Raw genomic sequence first — 14324 nt, 5'->3', positions numbered from 1 at the left:
GTCGCGTCGTCGCTTCGTCCGCCGTGACGCTAGCGCGGATCGTTCGGGGTCCGTAGTTATTACCTGCGACGTGAGACGACGGCGGAGCGCACGCCTCGGCGCGCGCGACGTCGCGACCGGTATGATCGAGCCCACAAACGCAGTACTGCCGCCCGAACCACGACGGGAGAGCTCGGTACCCGGTCCAGCGGACCGGCGCCGGCGCCGAAGGAGCAAACCCTCCCCGGGAATCTCTCAGGCCCCCGTACCGTCGAGGTGAGGCAACTCTGGAAAGCGGCCGTGCGCCCGTCGGACCCCCGGCGGCCTCGGCCCACCGACGGTGCAAGTCGGCGCGCCCCGGCCCTCGTGGCACGGCGGACCGGCAAAACTCTCAGGTCGACGCGTGCGTCCGATGACAGAGCGGGGAGGGACCCGCCGTCGTCCCCTCCACCGGGAGTCCCTCGTGACCCAGCCGTCCTTCGACCCCAGCTCACGGCACACCGCTGCGACCGGCGCGTTCGCGCCGCGCCACCTCGGCCCGCGCGGGCGCGAGGTCGGGGTGATGCTCGACCAGCTCGGCTTCGCCTCGCTCGACGCGCTCGTCGACGCGGCCGTCCCGGCGTCGATCCGCTCCGAGCGTCCGCTCGACCTGCCCGCGGCGCGCACCGAGACCGAGGTGCTGGAGCACCTGCGCGCGCTGGCCGGCAAGAACGTCGTCAAGACGCAGATGATCGGGCTGGGCTACTACGGCACCGTCACTCCCCCGGTGATCCGCCGCAACGTCCTCGAGTCCCCCGCCTGGTACACCGCGTACACGCCGTACCAGCCGGAGATCTCGCAGGGTCGTCTGGAGGCGCTCCTCAACTTCCAGCAGGTGGTCGAGGACCTCACGGGCCTGGACGTCGCGAACGCGTCGCTCCTCGACGAGGCCACCGCGGTCACCGAGGCCGTCGCGCTCATGTGGCGGGCGTCGCGCGCGAAGAGCGGCTACGTCGCGCTCGACGCCGACCTCTTCCCCCAGACGCTCGCGGTGACGCTCGGTCGCGCGCACGCCGTCGGCCTGCCCGTCGTGGTCGCGGACCTGTCGGGTGGCCTGGACGCCGGCCTCGCCGCGGCCCGCGCGGCGGGGGCCTTCCCCGCCGGGGTGGACGACGACGCGCAGCTCGTGGGCGTCGTCGTCCAGCAGTCCGGGGCGTCGGGACGCGTCGTGGACTGGCGTCCCGTGGTCGCGGAGGCCAAGGCCGCGGGCGCGCTCGTCACCGTCGCGAGCGACCTGCTGGCCCTGACGCTGCTGGTCTCCCCCGGCGAGCTCGGCGCCGACGTGTCCGTGGGCTCGGCCCAGCGGTTCGGCGTCCCGCTGTTCTACGGCGGCCCGCACGCGGCCTTCATGGCCGTGCGCAAGGGTCTGGAGCGCTCGCTCCCCGGCCGCCTCGTGGGCGTCTCGATCGACGCCGACGGCGACACCGCCTACCGCCTCGCGCTCCAGACGCGCGAGCAGCACATCCGCCGCGAGAAGGCGACGAGCAACATCTGCACCGCGCAGGCGCTCCTCGCCATCGTGGCCTCGATGTACGCCGTCTACCACGGTCCTGACGGCCTGCGCGCGATCGCCGAGCGCACGCACGCGCACGCCACCAGCCTCGCGGACGCCCTGCGTGCGGGCGGCGTCACCGTCGAGCACGACACCTTCTTCGACACCGTCCGCACCCGCGTCCCCGGCCGCGCGGACGCGGTCGTCGCTGCCGCGGCGGCCGCGGGCGTGAACCTGTACAACCCGGACGCGGACCATGTACAGATCGCCTGCGACGAGACCACCACCTCCGCGACTCTCGCCACGGTGCTTCGGGCCTTCGGCCTCACGGACCAGTCCTCTACCTCGTCGGACCAGGTCTCTACCTCGCGAGGTAGAGGCCTGGTCACGAACGGTGGCGAGGCGAACGGCGAGGCCGTCTCCCCCGCCGGAACCGACCGCGAGCTCCCGTCGTGGGCACGACGCGCGACGCCGTACCTCCAGCACCCGATCTTCCACCTGCACCGCTCCGAGACGTCCATGCTGCGCTACCTCCGCCGGCTCTCGGACAAGGACCTCGCCCTGGACCGCACGATGATCCCGCTGGGCTCGTGCACCATGAAGCTCAACGCGACGGCGGAGATGGAGGCGATCTCCTGGCCGGAGTTCGCGGACCTCCACCCGTTCGTGCCTGCCGACCAGGCGCTCGGCTACGCAGAGCTCATCGGCGGCCTGGAGTCCGCGCTCGCGGAGATCACGGGCTACGCGGGGGTCTCGGTGCAGCCGAACGCGGGGTCGCAGGGCGAGTTCGCGGGCCTGCTGGCGATCCGCGACTACCACGTGTCGCGCGGTGACACCGAGCGCGACGTGTGCCTCATCCCGGCGTCGGCGCACGGGACGAACGCGGCGTCGGCGGCGCTGGCGGGTCTGAAGGTCGACGTGGTGAAGACCGCGGAGAGCGGCGAGGTCGACCTCGGAGACCTGCGGGCAAAGCTCGCCGACCACGGGCCCCGCGTCGCGGCGATCATGATCACGTACCCCTCGACGCACGGCGTCTACGAGGAGCACGTGCGCGAGGTCTGCGACCTCGTACACGAGGCGGGTGGTCAGGTGTACATCGACGGGGCGAACCTCAACGCGCTCGTCGGCCTCGCGCGCCCGGGCGAGTTCGGCGGCGACGTCTCGCACCTGAACCTGCACAAGACGTTCTGCATCCCGCACGGCGGGGGAGGACCTGGCGTCGGCCCGGTGGCGGTCGCCGAGCACCTCGTCCCGTTCCTGCCCGGGGACCCGCTCGCGCCGGGCGCGTCCACCGCGACGCCCGTCTCGGCGACGCGGTACGGGTCGGCCGGGATCCTGCCGATCTCGTACGCGTACGTCGCCCTCATGGGTCCGGACGGGCTCACCGAGGCCACGAAGACCGCGGTCCTCACGGCGAACTACGTCGCGAGCCGCCTCGCCGACCACTACCCGGTGCTCTACACCGGGCCGAACGGCCTGGTCGCGCACGAGTGCATCCTCGACCTGCGACCGATCACGGCGGAGACCGGCGTGACGGCGGAGGACGTCGCGAAGCGGCTCATGGACTACGGGTTCCACGCGCCGACGCTGTCGTTCCCGGTCGCGGGCACGCTCATGGTCGAGCCGACCGAGAGCGAGGACCTCGCCGAGTTCGACCGGTTCGTCGACGCGCTCGTCGCGATCCGCGGCGAGATCGACGCCGTCTCCTCGGGCCGCTGGAGCGTGGAGGAGTCGCCGCTGCGCGGCGCCCCGCACACGGCGGCGGCGCTCGTCGCGGAGACGTGGGACAAGCCGTACTCGCGCGAGCTCGCGGCGTACCCGGTCGCGAGCCTGCGCGCCGGGAAGTACTGGCCGCCGGTGCGCCGCATCGACGGTGCGCGGGGCGACCGCAACCTGGTCTGCTCGTGCCCCCCTGTGGAGTCCTACGTGACGGGAGAGCTCGCATGACCGACCAGCCGACCGACCCGATCGACCTGCCCGGCGACCAGCCGGCCGACAGGCCGACCGACAGGCCGACCGACAGGCACAGCCCGCTGCACGACGAGCACGTCGCGCTGGGTGCGAACCTCACGAGCTTCGGCGGGTGGCTCATGCCGCTGCGGTACACGTCCGACCTCGCGGAGCACCGCGCCGTCCGCGAGGCGGCCGGCCTGTTCGACCTCTCCCACATGGGGGAGATCGAGGTCGCCGGCCCGCAGGCGGCGGCCGCGCTGGACCACGCGCTCGTCGGCAACCTCACCGCCGTCGCGCCGGGCCGAGCGCGCTACACGATGATCTGCCAGGAGGACGGTGCCGTCCTGGACGACCTCGTCGTGTACCGGCTGGGTACGGAGCGGTTCCTCGTCGTCGCGAACGCGGGGAACGCGGACCTCGTCGCGCGCGAGCTCGTGGCCCGCGCCGTCGGCTTCGACGCCACCGTCACGGACCAGGGTGCGGACACGGCCCTCGTCGCCGTGCAGGGTCCCCGTGCGGAGGAGATCGTCGCGGGCTTGACCGACCCGGGCGACGCCGCCGCGGCGCAGACGGTGCGTGACCTCAAGTACTACGCCGCCGCACCCTTGGCCCTGCGGACCGACGCAGGACAGGTCGACGCGCTCGTCGCGCGGACCGGGTACACGGGGGAGGACGGCTTCGAGCTGTTCGTGCCCGCGGACCGTGCCGCGGACCTGTGGCGCACGGTGCTCGCGGCCGGCGCGCCGCTGGGCCTCGTCCCCGCGGGCCTGTCCGCGCGCGACTCGCTGCGCCTGGAGGCGGGCATGCCGCTGTACGGGCACGAGCTCGACACGACGACCACGCCGTACGAGGCAGGACTCGGTCGCGTGGTGAAGCTCGACAAGGTCGCCGACGACGGCACGCCGCTCGAGTTCGTCGGTCGGGCCGCGCTCGCGGCGCGCCGGGCGTCCGCGCCCGCGCGCGTGCTCGTCGGCCTGAAGGGCCTGGGGCGCCGTCCCGCTCGGGCGGGCTACGCCGTCGTGCTCACCGACGCCGAGCCCGGGGGAGCGGTGGGGGAGTCCGCGCGCCGGGTGGGCACCGTGACCTCGGGGTCGCCCTCGCCGACGCTGGGCCACCCGATCGCGCTCGCGTACGTGACGCCGGAGCTCTCGGCGGAGGGCACCGAGCTCGCGGTCGACGTGCGCGGCCGCGCGGAGCCCGTGGTGGTCGTGCCGCTCCCGTTCTACCGTCGTCCCCAGCAGTCCTGACCCGCCCAGCCGTCCCAGAGAGCTCGAAGGAGAACCCCATGACCGAGGCCCAGTTCCCGGACCACCTGCAGTACACGGCGGAGCACGAGTGGATCGACGGCTCGAACCCGGCCGTCGTCGGCATCACGGCGACCGCTGCCGAGGCGCTCGGTGACATCGTCTACCTGGAGCTGCCGGAGGTGGGCTCCGAGGTGACCGCGGGCAGCGTCATCGGCGAGGTGGAGTCCACCAAGTCCGTGTCGGAGCTCTTCTCGCCCGTCACGGGCACCGTCGTCGAGGTGAACCAGGCCGCGATCGACGACCCGGCGGTCGTCAACTCCGACCCGTACACCGACGGGTGGCTGTTCAAGGTCGACGTCGTGGAGACCGGCGACCTGCTCACCCCGGACCAGTACGCGGCGCACGTCGGGAGCTGACGCCCGTGCCGGGGCGGTGAGGACCGCCCCGGCACGAGCCTGCGCCGCGAGGATCAGTGGAACGTCGTGGCGTAGTAGGTCTGCTGGTCGACCGTCTCGACCCGGACGTCCTGCGTCCGCTCGAGATGACGGCGCAGGTTCTCCGCGAAGCGGAGCGAGTCGTCGTTGAACCGCGAGACGTCGTACGCGCACACGACGTGGTGCGCGGCGAGGTGCTCGACGAGCGCGTCGATCATGTCCATGAACGTCCGGCTGGCGCGGCGACCCGGGTGGGCGAGCGTGAAGCCGATGTACCAGACGGCGCCCCGCGCGGCGTGCTCGGGGTACCGCGCAGCGAAGAACTCGGGGCTCACCCAGGGTACGGCCGCGAGGTCGGTCGCCAGGGTGGTGAGCCCGACCGCGGTCCCGTCGTGGTCATGGGCGAGGAGCTTGAGGACCCGCGGGTCGCTCATCTCCTCGTCGAACTCCTCGCGGTGCAGCACGTGCCGGGCGGCCGCGCGCGTCCGCAGCGGCTCGAACGCCTCGAGGTAGAGCTCCCAGAACCGGTCGGCGAGGTCGCCGTCCACGGCCGTCTCGAAGGTGACCGCGGCGCGCCCGGCAGCCGTCGCGCCGCCGGTCACCGTTCCGCTCCGTCCCAGCCCTGACGCCGGTAGGCCGCGACGACCACGGCGCACACCGGCAAGGTCTCGCACCGCACGCCCGTGACTCGTCGTCCCGCCGGGCTGAAGCGGTGCCCGCGCGTCGCGGAGAGGTCCTCGAGGCTGAGCGTGAGGTCGAGCTCGAGCTGCTCGTGCGACGGCGCCTCGTGCTCGACGAAGAGCCCGGCGCCGCTCCCGTCGTCCCGGAGCGACCAGGCCACGCCGGCCCACGCCTCGTGGCCCGGCATGACGGCGTGCGCCTCGGCGTAGACGCAGTAGAGGAGGTCTCCGTGGTCGCCGTACCCCTGCTCGAGCCGGTCCACCTCGACGACCTGGGACCCGGGCGGGACGACCGAGCTCAGCCGGACGAGGTTGAAGTCGCCGACACCGGCGTCCGCGAGCGCGGCGTCGAAGGCCGAGAGATCGGTCCTCCCGGTGCCCGTGCCGTGGCTCACGTAGATGGTGGGGCCCCGGGGCGCCATTCGTCCTCCGTCCTCAGGCTCTCGCCTGGTCGTCCTGGCTCGGTGCTCGTCCGGCCCGCGGCCGTGTCCAGCAGCTCGAGCACGGGTTCCAGCAGCTTCTCGGGGGAGGTGCTCCCCTTGCGCAGGAAGACCGTATCTCCCAGCCGGAGCCCCGCACGCTGGCGCGCGTCGAGCCGCGCCCCGCTGTACACCACCAGGGGGACGCGGCTCAGGCGTCCGTCCCGCCGGAGCGCCGCGACGACCTCGCGGCCGGCGCCGTCGGGGAGCGCGAGGTCGAGGACGAGGAGCGCCGGCTCCTCCGGCGTGGCGAGCACGTCCTGGGCCTCCCGGACGCTCCGCGCGAGGGTCACGACGAGCCCGGCGCCCTGCAGGAGGGTGCGCAGCACCTCCCCGAGGTCCGGGTCGTCCTCGACCACGAGGACGTGCTCGTGGTGCGGGCGCAGGCTGATGACCTCCCGGACGGTGCGCTCGAGCTCGGCGGGGTCGACCGGCTTGACGAGCCACCGGTCGGCGAGCGAGGCGGTCGTGACCGCTTTCGAGGGCTGCGACCCGGAGACGATGACGACGGGCACGTTGGCCGTCGCGGCAGTACGGCGGACCCGGTCGAGCACGCTGTGCCCGTCGCGACCTGGCATGGCGAGGTCGAGCACCACAGCGGCGGGCCGGGCGGCCTCGATGGCGGCGAACGCCTGCGCGCTGTCGGTCACCCCGACGACGTCGTACCCCCGCGACTCGAGGACCGACCGGAGGACGTCGACGACGTACAGGTCGTCGTCCACCACGACGACGCGCGGCGGGTGGTCCGCCTGCGGCGTGGCCGGCGGGAGCGTCGCACGGAGGGTCGAGCCCGTTCCCTCCCCGCTGCTCTCGGCCCAGAGCCGTCCACCGTGGCGCTCGACGATGCTCCGCGAGATCGCGAGGCCCAGGCCGCTCCCGCCCCGCTCGCGCGAGTCGGACGCGTCGACCTGCTCGAACCGGCCGAAGACCGCCTCGAGCTTGTCGGGCGGGATGCCGCGGCCCTCGTCCTCGACCTGGAGCTCGACGAGGTCGCCCGCGCCCCGGGCGGACACGCGGACGGTCGTCCCGCGAGGCGAGAACTTCACGGCGTTGCTCAGCAGGTTCGTGAGCATCTGCACGATGCGGTCGCCGTCGACGCTCACGACCTGGTCGGTGCGCTTCTGCACGATCTCGACCCCCGCCTCGCGCGCCAGCAGCCCGACCTGCTCCGCGGCCGTCGTGACGAGGTCCTCGACGCGGTGGTCGGCGCGTTCGAGGGGCGTCGTCCCGGAGTCCATGCGCTCGATGTCGAGGATGTCGTCCACGAGCCGGTTGAGCCGCTCGCTGCTCAGGCGCGCGACGTGGACCATGCGTGCGGACCGCTCGGGCAGGGGGCCGAGCGTCCCGCTGTCGAGCAGGCCCAGAGCACCGCGGATGGAGGTCAGCGGTGTCCGCAGCTCGTGGCTCACCACGGAGACGAACTCGTCCTTGAGTCGCTCGACCTCCCGGCGGTCCGTGATGTCTCGGAAGACGACCACCGCTCCGAGCGTGCGGCCGTCGTCCTTGAGCGGGCTCGCCGTGACCTCGACGGCGACCTCCGACCCGTCCCCCCGGAGGTAGACGTCCTGCTCCGCGACCGTGGTGACGCCGTCGCGCACGGCCTCGGTGACGTAGCAGGACTCCGCGGGGTAGGCGTTGCCGTCCGCGTCCGGCGCGTGGAAGAGCGCGTGCGCGCCCTGCCCGATGAGGGCCTCCTGGCTGGCGCCGAGCGTCCGGGAGGCGGCGGGATTGACGAACGTGACCCGGCCGTCGGGGTCGACGCCGTAGATGCCGTCGGCGACGGACTCGAGCGTGCGGGCGCGCTCGCTCGCCAGGGCGCGCAGCTGGGAGGTCCGCTCCTCGACCCGGCGCTCCAGACCGTGCAGCAGCGACTCGTTGTCCGCGACCACGAGCACCTGGCGTGCGACGACCGCGACCAGCACGACGACCCAGAGGGCGTTGGGCGCCCACGAGACGCCCGTCGACGACTGGGCCACGCGGACGAGCGCCGCGGCGAGGAACAGGCAGAACGTCACGGTCGTGCCGAGCACCGCCGACCCCTCGGCGGGCTGGTCCGCGACGGGGCTCCCGGAGGCGGTCCGGTGCCGCGCGGCGAGAGCGATCATCAGGTACCCGCCGACCCAGCCGATGTCGATCGGGCTGCCGAACGTGAAGGTCCCGTCGGCGGAGAGCAGGGCGAACGCGACGTCGGCCACGGCGTAGAGCACGAAGCCGCTCCCGACGAGCACGAGGGGCACCCGCTCGGACGCGCTCGACCGGGTCATGACGAGGACGGCGAACGTCGCGAGCAGGGCGTCCACCACCGGCAGCAGGTAGGCGGTCACGGCCGCGGAGCCAGAGCCGGACCCGGCGTCCGGGCCGATCGTCACGGCGTACAGGGCGATGTACAGGACGGACCCGCCCACGACGACGCTGTCGAGCAGCATCCGGCCGATCTCCTTGCCGCGCGGGCGCACGGTCGGGAAGAAGGCCAGGCCGACGACGCCCAGGAGCAGTGCCGTGATGTACGCGACGTCGCCCGTGGTGGGGTCGGCGACCAGCCCCGCGTAGAGGTTCCCCACGAGGCCGATCGCGCCACCGATGGACAGGAGGCTCCACGCCCGCCGCCGACGTCCTGTCGAGCGTGCGGCCCGCCAGCCGCAGCTCGCGGCGGCGGTCGCGCCGGCCACGACGATGGAGACCTGCGAGATGCCGCGCCGGGTCGACTCGTCGAGGGGGCTCGCCAGCAGGACGACGAGCAGGACGAGCAGCGCGCCGACCGCCCAGCACCAGAGGACGAACGGGTCGTGCACGCGCTCGGCGTCCCCCCGCTGTGCCTCCATGCGTCGAGCGTAGGGGACCTCCGTGGCGCGCGCGCTGCCTGGCGAGCGCTTGTCCGCTAGCGTCGTGATGATGGAGGCGGCAGGGGCAAGCAGGCGGCGGGTGGTCGTGATCGACGACGACCCGTCGATCCGCGAGGTGGTGGAGCTCGCGCTCCACGCGGTCGGCGGGTACGAGGTCCACGTCGCCGAGGACGGTGACAGCGGCGCGGAAATCGCCGAGCGGGTCCTGCCGGACGCCATCGTGCTCGACGTCATGATGCCGGTGGTCGACGGGCCGACCGTCCTCGCACGGCTGCGGATGCGTCCGGCGCTGCGCGACGTGCCGGTCGTGTTCCTCACGGCCAAGGTCGGGGCGGGCGAGATCTCCCGTCTCGACGGGCTGGGCGCGGCCGGGGTCATCACCAAGCCGTTCGACGCGCTCGACCTCGCCCCTCGGCTGGCTGCTCTCCTCGGGTGGTCGTCGTGACGGCGGCGTCCGGGGGAGAGGAGGACCGTCTCGACGGTGTGCTGCGCGTGCTCCGGGAGCGTGCGCGCGCCCGGAACGCCGAGCGGGTGGAGAACGTGACCCGACTCCTGCGGAGCGGGGCCGCGGGCCCGCCGACGCCCGAGGCGGTGCTCGAGGCCGCATCCCTCTGCCACGCGGTCGCCGGTTCCGCGGGGACCTTCGGGGACGACCGGACGACCGCCGCCGCGCGCGCCCTCGAGACGGCGTTGCGCGCGGGCGAGCATCGCGCCGTCGGCCCGTCCCTGCACCGCCTGCGCGCGCTGACCACGGGCGTGGGCGACGTCCGCGACCCCGGGTCTTGAGCAAATCCTGAGGTTCTCCTGCGGAGGCCGTGCGATTCCCTCAAGGGCGGCCCTCCACCGTGGTTCGTACGGAGGGGACGGTCCCCCCGGACAGTCAGGGGGTAATCCCATGATCGACACCGTGACGGCACCCGACCGCACGTTCTCTCGCGAGCACCGCGGCCCGCGCGTGCCGACGCCGACCTATCTCTCGTCGGGGCCGCAGAACTCCGTCGACGCGGCCATGGCCGCCCTGAGCGACGCGGTCGAGCGCACGCTGCAGGAGGACCTCGCCCAAGGCATGGTTCCCACCGTCGAGCAGATGAGCGTGAGCGTCGTGGTGCGCCCGGTGGGGTCCGCGGAGGACTTCACGGCGGTCGCCCTTCTGCTCCTCTCCTACGCGCACGCCTCCTGACCTGGGCAAACACGCGCGATCGGGCGATCTGCCCCGCTCGGGACCGACGTCCTGAAATTCGTCGCGAGAAGTCGCGTCATGAATCGACTCCTGCCCCATCCCTTCATGTAGCACCACACCGGAACTCGCCACGTGGGGATGACGTGACCGGAGAGCACCTGGAGGAGAACATGAGCACCATCGAGCTGGTCCGCCCCATGGCGGCCCCGTCGGAGCTGATCGCCACGCCGATCGCCCCGCTGACCCGCCGCGAGCGGGTCGTCCTGTCGAACCTGTCTGAGGACGTCACGCTCGAGCAGATCGCCACCAAGCTCTTCGTCACGCGCAACACGGTCAAGTCGCAGGTCCGGAGCCTCTACCGCAAGCTCGGGGTCTCGACGCGCGCCGAGGCCGTGGCCTGGGCGCGGGCGGCCGGCCTGCGCTGACCGACGGGGTCGACGGTCCCGCCGGACCGTGGGCGTGACCGCGTCACCCGCACGACACGAGGCCGTGCGACACTCCGCGTATGACTCTGCGCAGACTGGTGGTGGCCGCGGCGATCGTCGACGATCTCGTCGCTCCGCGGCTCCTGCTCAGCGCGCGCCGGTCACGACCGTCGCACCTCGCAGGTCGGTGGGAGTTCCCCGGGGGCAAGGTCGACCCCGGAGAGACGCCCACGGAGGCGCTGCACCGCGAGCTGCGCGAGGAGCTGGGGGTCGCCGTCGAGCTCGGTGAGGAGCTCGTGGGGCCCGACCACGGGACGTGGATCATCACGGACCGGCACGTCATGCGCCTGTGGTTCGCTCGCATCACCGCGGGGGAGCCGCAGCCCCTCGTGGAGCACGACGAGCTGACGTGGCTCGACGCCGGGAGCTGGCTGACCGTGCCGTGGCTCGACGCCGACGTGCGGATCGTCGAAGCGCTCGCGCGCCAGGTGGCGGCCGAGGCGGTCTGACGCGGTACCCCGTGCCGGCGTCCTGAGGTGTCGTCAGGCGCCGTCGACGACCGGGAGCGCGGCGAGCCACCGCTCGACCTCGCGCCGCGACCGCAGCCGGACGACGAGCACGTCCGGGGCGTCCCGCCCGACCTCCGCGGGCAGGTCGCGGTACTTGTGGCGCGTCGTCCACGCCCACCGGACGATGTTCTCCTCGGGCGCCCGGTACCAGGTGCGCCACAGGGGTGGCTCGACGTTCCCGTTCCACAGCACCTCGCGTCGGACCGACCGGCGCAGCGTCCGCACGACCACCTGCCGCATCGTCACGTGTGTCGGCAGGTCGAGCCAGACGACGACCTCCGCCCGCGCGAGGACGAGCGGCCGCGCGGCCGTGTACTGCCACTCGGTGACGAACGCGTCCTGCGCGACGAGCGACCGGACGTCGTCGAGGAACGCGGGCCGCGGCGTCCACGCCGGCCCGTGGTGGAGCGCGTCGAGCTCGGTGTGCGGGATCCCGAGCCGCGCGCCGAGGCGCCGCGCGAGCGTCGTCTTCCCGGACCCGGACACCCCGGCCACGGCGATCCGCCCCGGCACGCGCCCGAGACGCGCGACGACGTCGTCGTCCGGTCCGACAAGAGCCACCGGAGGACCCTACCCGCCACCCTGCCCGTGAGTGCAGGAGACAGTCGCGGCCGAATCGCTCCGACCGCGACTGCTTCCTGCGCTCAGCGGGGTGGCGTCAGCCGACCGGCTGGACCCAGGGGGAGGGCGCCGGGGGAGCGACGACCGGCGGGCGGTCGTTGCAGCTCGGCGCGCTGGGGACGAACCGGCCGAGCCAGTTCACCGTGCCGGGTTCCCACGGGCTGAGCGACGTGCCGTCGTTGCCGCCGAGGTCGGTGAGCGTGAACTCGGTGCCTCCGTCCGGGAAGTTGAAGGCGCCGCAGTTGTTCACGCCCGCCCAGCCGACGTTGCGCGCGTCGACGTTCTCGAACGACGCGCCGCCGCGCACGCGCGCGCTCACCACAGAGGTGCCGGTGCCGTCGACCCGCACGTCCTTGAAGGCGACGCCCTCGATCGCGACCTGGTCCTTCACGCCCCAGTCGGAGACCAGCATGATCGCGTTGTACGTGCTGTCGAGGTAGTGGTCGCCGGTGACGCGGACGTCGGCGTCGATGTCGCGGTCGAGCGCGTAGAACCAGATCGCGCCGAGCCCGATGTTCCAGTTGAGCTCGTACGTGCCCGCCCGGACCGCGGTGTTGTCGGTCAGGTGGAGGTAGCCCGCGAACGGCTCCGCCCCGAACCGCGACCCGACGTGCAGCCCGCTGCCCTCGCGCACCGGGTCGGCGACGAGGTTCGCGCGGACGGTGTTGTCCGTGCCGCCGTAGACCGCGATGCCGTTGGCGAGGGTGTTGGACTGGATCGTGTTCTTCTCGAACACGTTGCCGCTGTTCGCCAGCTTCTCGGACCACATGGCGAGGCCGTCGTCGCCCGTGCTCCGGACGAAGACGTTTCGGACGACCGAGTTCGTCACGCCACCGTGGAAGTTCAGCGCGTCGGCGATCTGGTCGACGATCACGGTGTCCTCCACGCGCAGGTTGTCCATCGGCCCGTCGAACCACAGCCCGACCTTGGTGTGCTGGAGGTACAGCCCGGAGATGGACGAGTCGCTCAGCGCGCCGCCGACGCCGTTGACCTGGTCGGTGTCGACGCGCTCGCGCACGTCCCCGACGATCGCGAAGTCGCGCAGGTGCACGTTCCGGCTGCCGCCCTCGTCGGCGTACTTCCCGTAGAACCCGACCCCGGTGTGCACGGACCCGTCGGGCGCGGGAGCGTCGAGCGCGACCTCCGTGCCCCGGAAGATCGTGTACCAGCTCCCGGCGCCCTGGATCGTCACGCCGTCGACGACGATGTGCCGGTTCACCTGGTAGACGCCCGGCGGGACGTACACCTCGAGCCGGTGCTTCTTGGCGAACGCGATCGCCTTGTCGAGCGCGTCGGCGGAGTCGCGCCGGCCCGTGGGGTCGGCCCCGAAGAGCAGCGCGTTCGCGGCGAGCAGGCGCACCTTCGGCGGCGCGACCTTCTCGGAGTCGAGGAGGTCGACCACGGTCCACTCCGCCGCGCCACGCGTGGGCACCGTGAGGCGGACGACGTCGCCCTTCTTGTACGTCTGGCCGAGCAGCAGCCGCTGCTCGTCGTAGAACTTCATGGGGCGGAACGGCTTCTCGAACGTCGGGGTCGGCGACGTCTCCGCGGGGACGCACGCGCACTCGGTGACCCACCAGCCGGGCTGGAGGAGGTCCGCCGTCGGGTCGTTGGTGAACGGGTACTGGTTGTACAGGTAGGAGTACGCCGACGTGAGCGTCATGCGCCGGTCGAGCCCGACCTTCTTGCCGCCGCGGAGGACCGACACGTCGAGCGGCGACGTGATCCCGCCGCCTGTGGGGGAGTCGGGGATCGAGTACCTGACCGTGATCGCGTTCGCGTCCGCGGGGAGCGTGAACTCCACGTTCTGCCCCGCCGCGAGCCGCACGGCCGAGCGACCCGATGCCTCGGCCTCGATCGTGTAGGCGTCACGGCCGGGCCCGATCACCGTCCCCGTCGTCACGGCGTTCTCCGCCTCCTGCTCGAGGAACGGGACGGTGGCGCCGCGTCCCTCGACGAGCGCCGGGTCGACCGCGGCGCGCGTCACGACGGCGGGAGCCGGGGGCTGGGGCTTGCCGTGCGCGAGGGCGGTCGAGGCGGTGCCCGCGACGAGCGTGAGGGCGACGGCCGTGGCGGCCGCGACCCGGGCGCGCCGACGCGCCGCGGGGTGGTTCGTGCTGCGAATCATCGTTGACCCGTCTTCTCTCGGGAGGCGGTCCGCCTCCGTGCTCACCGGAGGGCGTGCTGACCCTCCGGCCCGCTGCGCGGTCGCACCTCCGCGCAGGGTCGTTCCGTGCGGAACACTAGGACGAGGTCGCAGGGAGCGCAAGACTCTGTAGCGATATTGCGATCGGTCGTTTGCTTTTTGCATCGACGTTGGCCGCGGCCGTGCGTCGGGCCGGGCCTGCCTCGCTGGACGCGCCGCCCGGCGCACGCGGCCGCG

13 protein-coding genes and 1 riboswitch are annotated in these 14324 nt (G+C 73.0%); of the genes, 8 read left to right on the top strand and 5 right to left on the bottom strand.

Annotated features, from left to right (window positions below; translation table 11 throughout):
• The first annotated feature begins 153 nt into the window (after positions 1 to 153).
• Positions 154 to 260: riboswitch (glycine riboswitch) on the top strand.
• Between the two features lie 131 nt (positions 261 to 391).
• From gcvP to gcvH, 3 genes are read left to right on the top strand one after another with little or no spacing between them, the layout of a single operon-like run.
• Positions 392 to 3457, top strand: coding sequence for an aminomethyl-transferring glycine dehydrogenase (gene gcvP, locus FB00_RS00120; RefSeq protein ID WP_082140806.1), 3066 nt, complete (start codon positions 392 to 394; stop codon positions 3455 to 3457).
• The gene (gene gcvT, locus FB00_RS00115; RefSeq protein WP_082140805.1) at positions 3454 to 4710 is read left to right on the top strand and encodes a glycine cleavage system aminomethyltransferase GcvT; all 1257 of its coding nucleotides are present in this window, start codon (positions 3454 to 3456) and stop codon (positions 4708 to 4710) included. Before gcvP ends, gcvT begins: the two co-directional genes overlap by 4 nt.
• Before the next feature lie 38 nt (positions 4711 to 4748).
• Entirely contained in the window at positions 4749 to 5126 is a 378-nt protein-coding gene (gene gcvH, locus FB00_RS00110) for a glycine cleavage system protein GcvH (RefSeq protein ID WP_047230855.1), read from the top strand.
• 53 nt (positions 5127 to 5179) lie between these two features.
• On the opposite strand, the gene FB00_RS00105 is transcribed toward gcvH, so the two are convergent.
• The 3 genes from FB00_RS00105 to FB00_RS20770 are packed head-to-tail and all read right to left on the bottom strand — an operon-like array spanning position 5180 to position 9125.
• Positions 5180 to 5746, bottom strand: a complete 567-nt coding sequence (locus tag FB00_RS00105) for a hypothetical protein (protein WP_047230854.1) — start codon at positions 5744 to 5746, stop codon at positions 5180 to 5182.
• Positions 5743 to 6219: a pyruvoyl-dependent arginine decarboxylase gene (locus FB00_RS00100; protein ID WP_231581641.1), complete on the bottom strand. Its 477-nt coding sequence runs from the start codon at positions 6217 to 6219 to the stop codon at positions 5743 to 5745. Before FB00_RS00100 ends, FB00_RS00105 begins: the two co-directional genes overlap by 4 nt.
• Positions 6216 to 9125 (bottom strand): response regulator, encoded by a 2910-nt coding sequence (locus FB00_RS20770; protein ID WP_052877316.1) that lies wholly within the window; start codon positions 9123 to 9125, stop codon positions 6216 to 6218. Before FB00_RS20770 ends, FB00_RS00100 begins: the two co-directional genes overlap by 4 nt.
• A gap of 100 nt (positions 9126 to 9225) precedes the next feature.
• Here FB00_RS20770 and FB00_RS00090 point away from each other — a divergent pair, with 100 nt between their 5' ends.
• The 5 genes from FB00_RS00090 to FB00_RS00070 all read left to right on the top strand — a co-directional run bounded on the left by FB00_RS00090 (position 9226) and on the right by FB00_RS00070 (position 11260).
• Positions 9226 to 9591: a response regulator gene (locus FB00_RS00090; protein WP_231581640.1), complete on the top strand. Its 366-nt coding sequence runs from the start codon at positions 9226 to 9228 to the stop codon at positions 9589 to 9591.
• A complete protein-coding gene (locus FB00_RS00085) occupies positions 9579 to 9932 on the top strand; it encodes an Hpt domain-containing protein (protein WP_047230851.1) in 354 nt (117 codons plus the stop codon). The genes FB00_RS00090 and FB00_RS00085 overlap by 13 nt, the downstream gene beginning before the upstream one ends.
• Before the next feature lie 109 nt (positions 9933 to 10041).
• Positions 10042 to 10326 (top strand): hypothetical protein, encoded by a 285-nt coding sequence (locus FB00_RS00080; RefSeq protein WP_047230850.1) that lies wholly within the window; start codon positions 10042 to 10044, stop codon positions 10324 to 10326.
• 170 nt (positions 10327 to 10496) lie between these two features.
• Entirely contained in the window at positions 10497 to 10751 is a 255-nt protein-coding gene (locus FB00_RS00075) for a helix-turn-helix domain-containing protein (protein WP_082140876.1), read from the top strand.
• Between the two features lie 80 nt (positions 10752 to 10831).
• A complete protein-coding gene (locus FB00_RS00070) occupies positions 10832 to 11260 on the top strand; it encodes a (deoxy)nucleoside triphosphate pyrophosphohydrolase (RefSeq protein WP_047230849.1) in 429 nt (142 codons plus the stop codon).
• Between the two features lie 33 nt (positions 11261 to 11293).
• On the opposite strand, the gene FB00_RS00065 is transcribed toward FB00_RS00070, so the two are convergent.
• Entirely contained in the window at positions 11294 to 11881 is a 588-nt protein-coding gene (locus tag FB00_RS00065; RefSeq protein WP_047230848.1) for an ATPase AAA, read from the bottom strand.
• 97 nt (positions 11882 to 11978) lie between these two features.
• Positions 11979 to 14069, bottom strand: coding sequence for a glycosyl hydrolase family 28-related protein (locus FB00_RS00060; RefSeq protein ID WP_047230847.1), 2091 nt, complete (start codon positions 14067 to 14069; stop codon positions 11979 to 11981).
• Positions 14070 to 14324 lie beyond the last annotated feature (255 nt).

The organism is Cellulosimicrobium funkei (genome assembly GCF_001019615.1).
Classification (GTDB): Bacteria; Actinomycetota; Actinomycetes; order Actinomycetales; family Cellulomonadaceae; genus Cellulosimicrobium; species Cellulosimicrobium cellulans_E.
The sequence above is the reverse complement of the archived record's forward strand: the minus strand, read 5'-3'. Positions and strand labels throughout refer to the sequence as shown.

What these genes read in the sequence shown, in the direction of transcription:
- gcvP (WP_082140806.1), top strand. Translation starts at nt 392, where the DNA reads ATGACAGAGCGGGGAGGGACCCGCCGTCGTCCCCTCCACCGGGAGTCC.
- FB00_RS00060 (WP_047230847.1), bottom strand. Translation starts at nt 14,069, where the DNA reads ATGATTCGCAGCACGAACCACCCCGCGGCGCGTCGGCGCGCCCGGGTC.
- FB00_RS00080 (WP_047230850.1), top strand. Translation starts at nt 10,042, where the DNA reads ATGATCGACACCGTGACGGCACCCGACCGCACGTTCTCTCGCGAGCAC.
- FB00_RS00070 (WP_047230849.1), top strand. Translation starts at nt 10,832, where the DNA reads ATGACTCTGCGCAGACTGGTGGTGGCCGCGGCGATCGTCGACGATCTC.
- gcvH (WP_047230855.1), top strand. Translation starts at nt 4,749, where the DNA reads ATGACCGAGGCCCAGTTCCCGGACCACCTGCAGTACACGGCGGAGCAC.
- FB00_RS20770 (WP_052877316.1), bottom strand. Translation starts at nt 9,125, where the DNA reads ATGGAGGCACAGCGGGGGGACGCCGAGCGCGTGCACGACCCGTTCGTC.
- FB00_RS00075 (WP_082140876.1), top strand. Translation starts at nt 10,497, where the DNA reads ATGAGCACCATCGAGCTGGTCCGCCCCATGGCGGCCCCGTCGGAGCTG.
- gcvT (WP_082140805.1), top strand. Translation starts at nt 3,454, where the DNA reads ATGACCGACCAGCCGACCGACCCGATCGACCTGCCCGGCGACCAGCCG.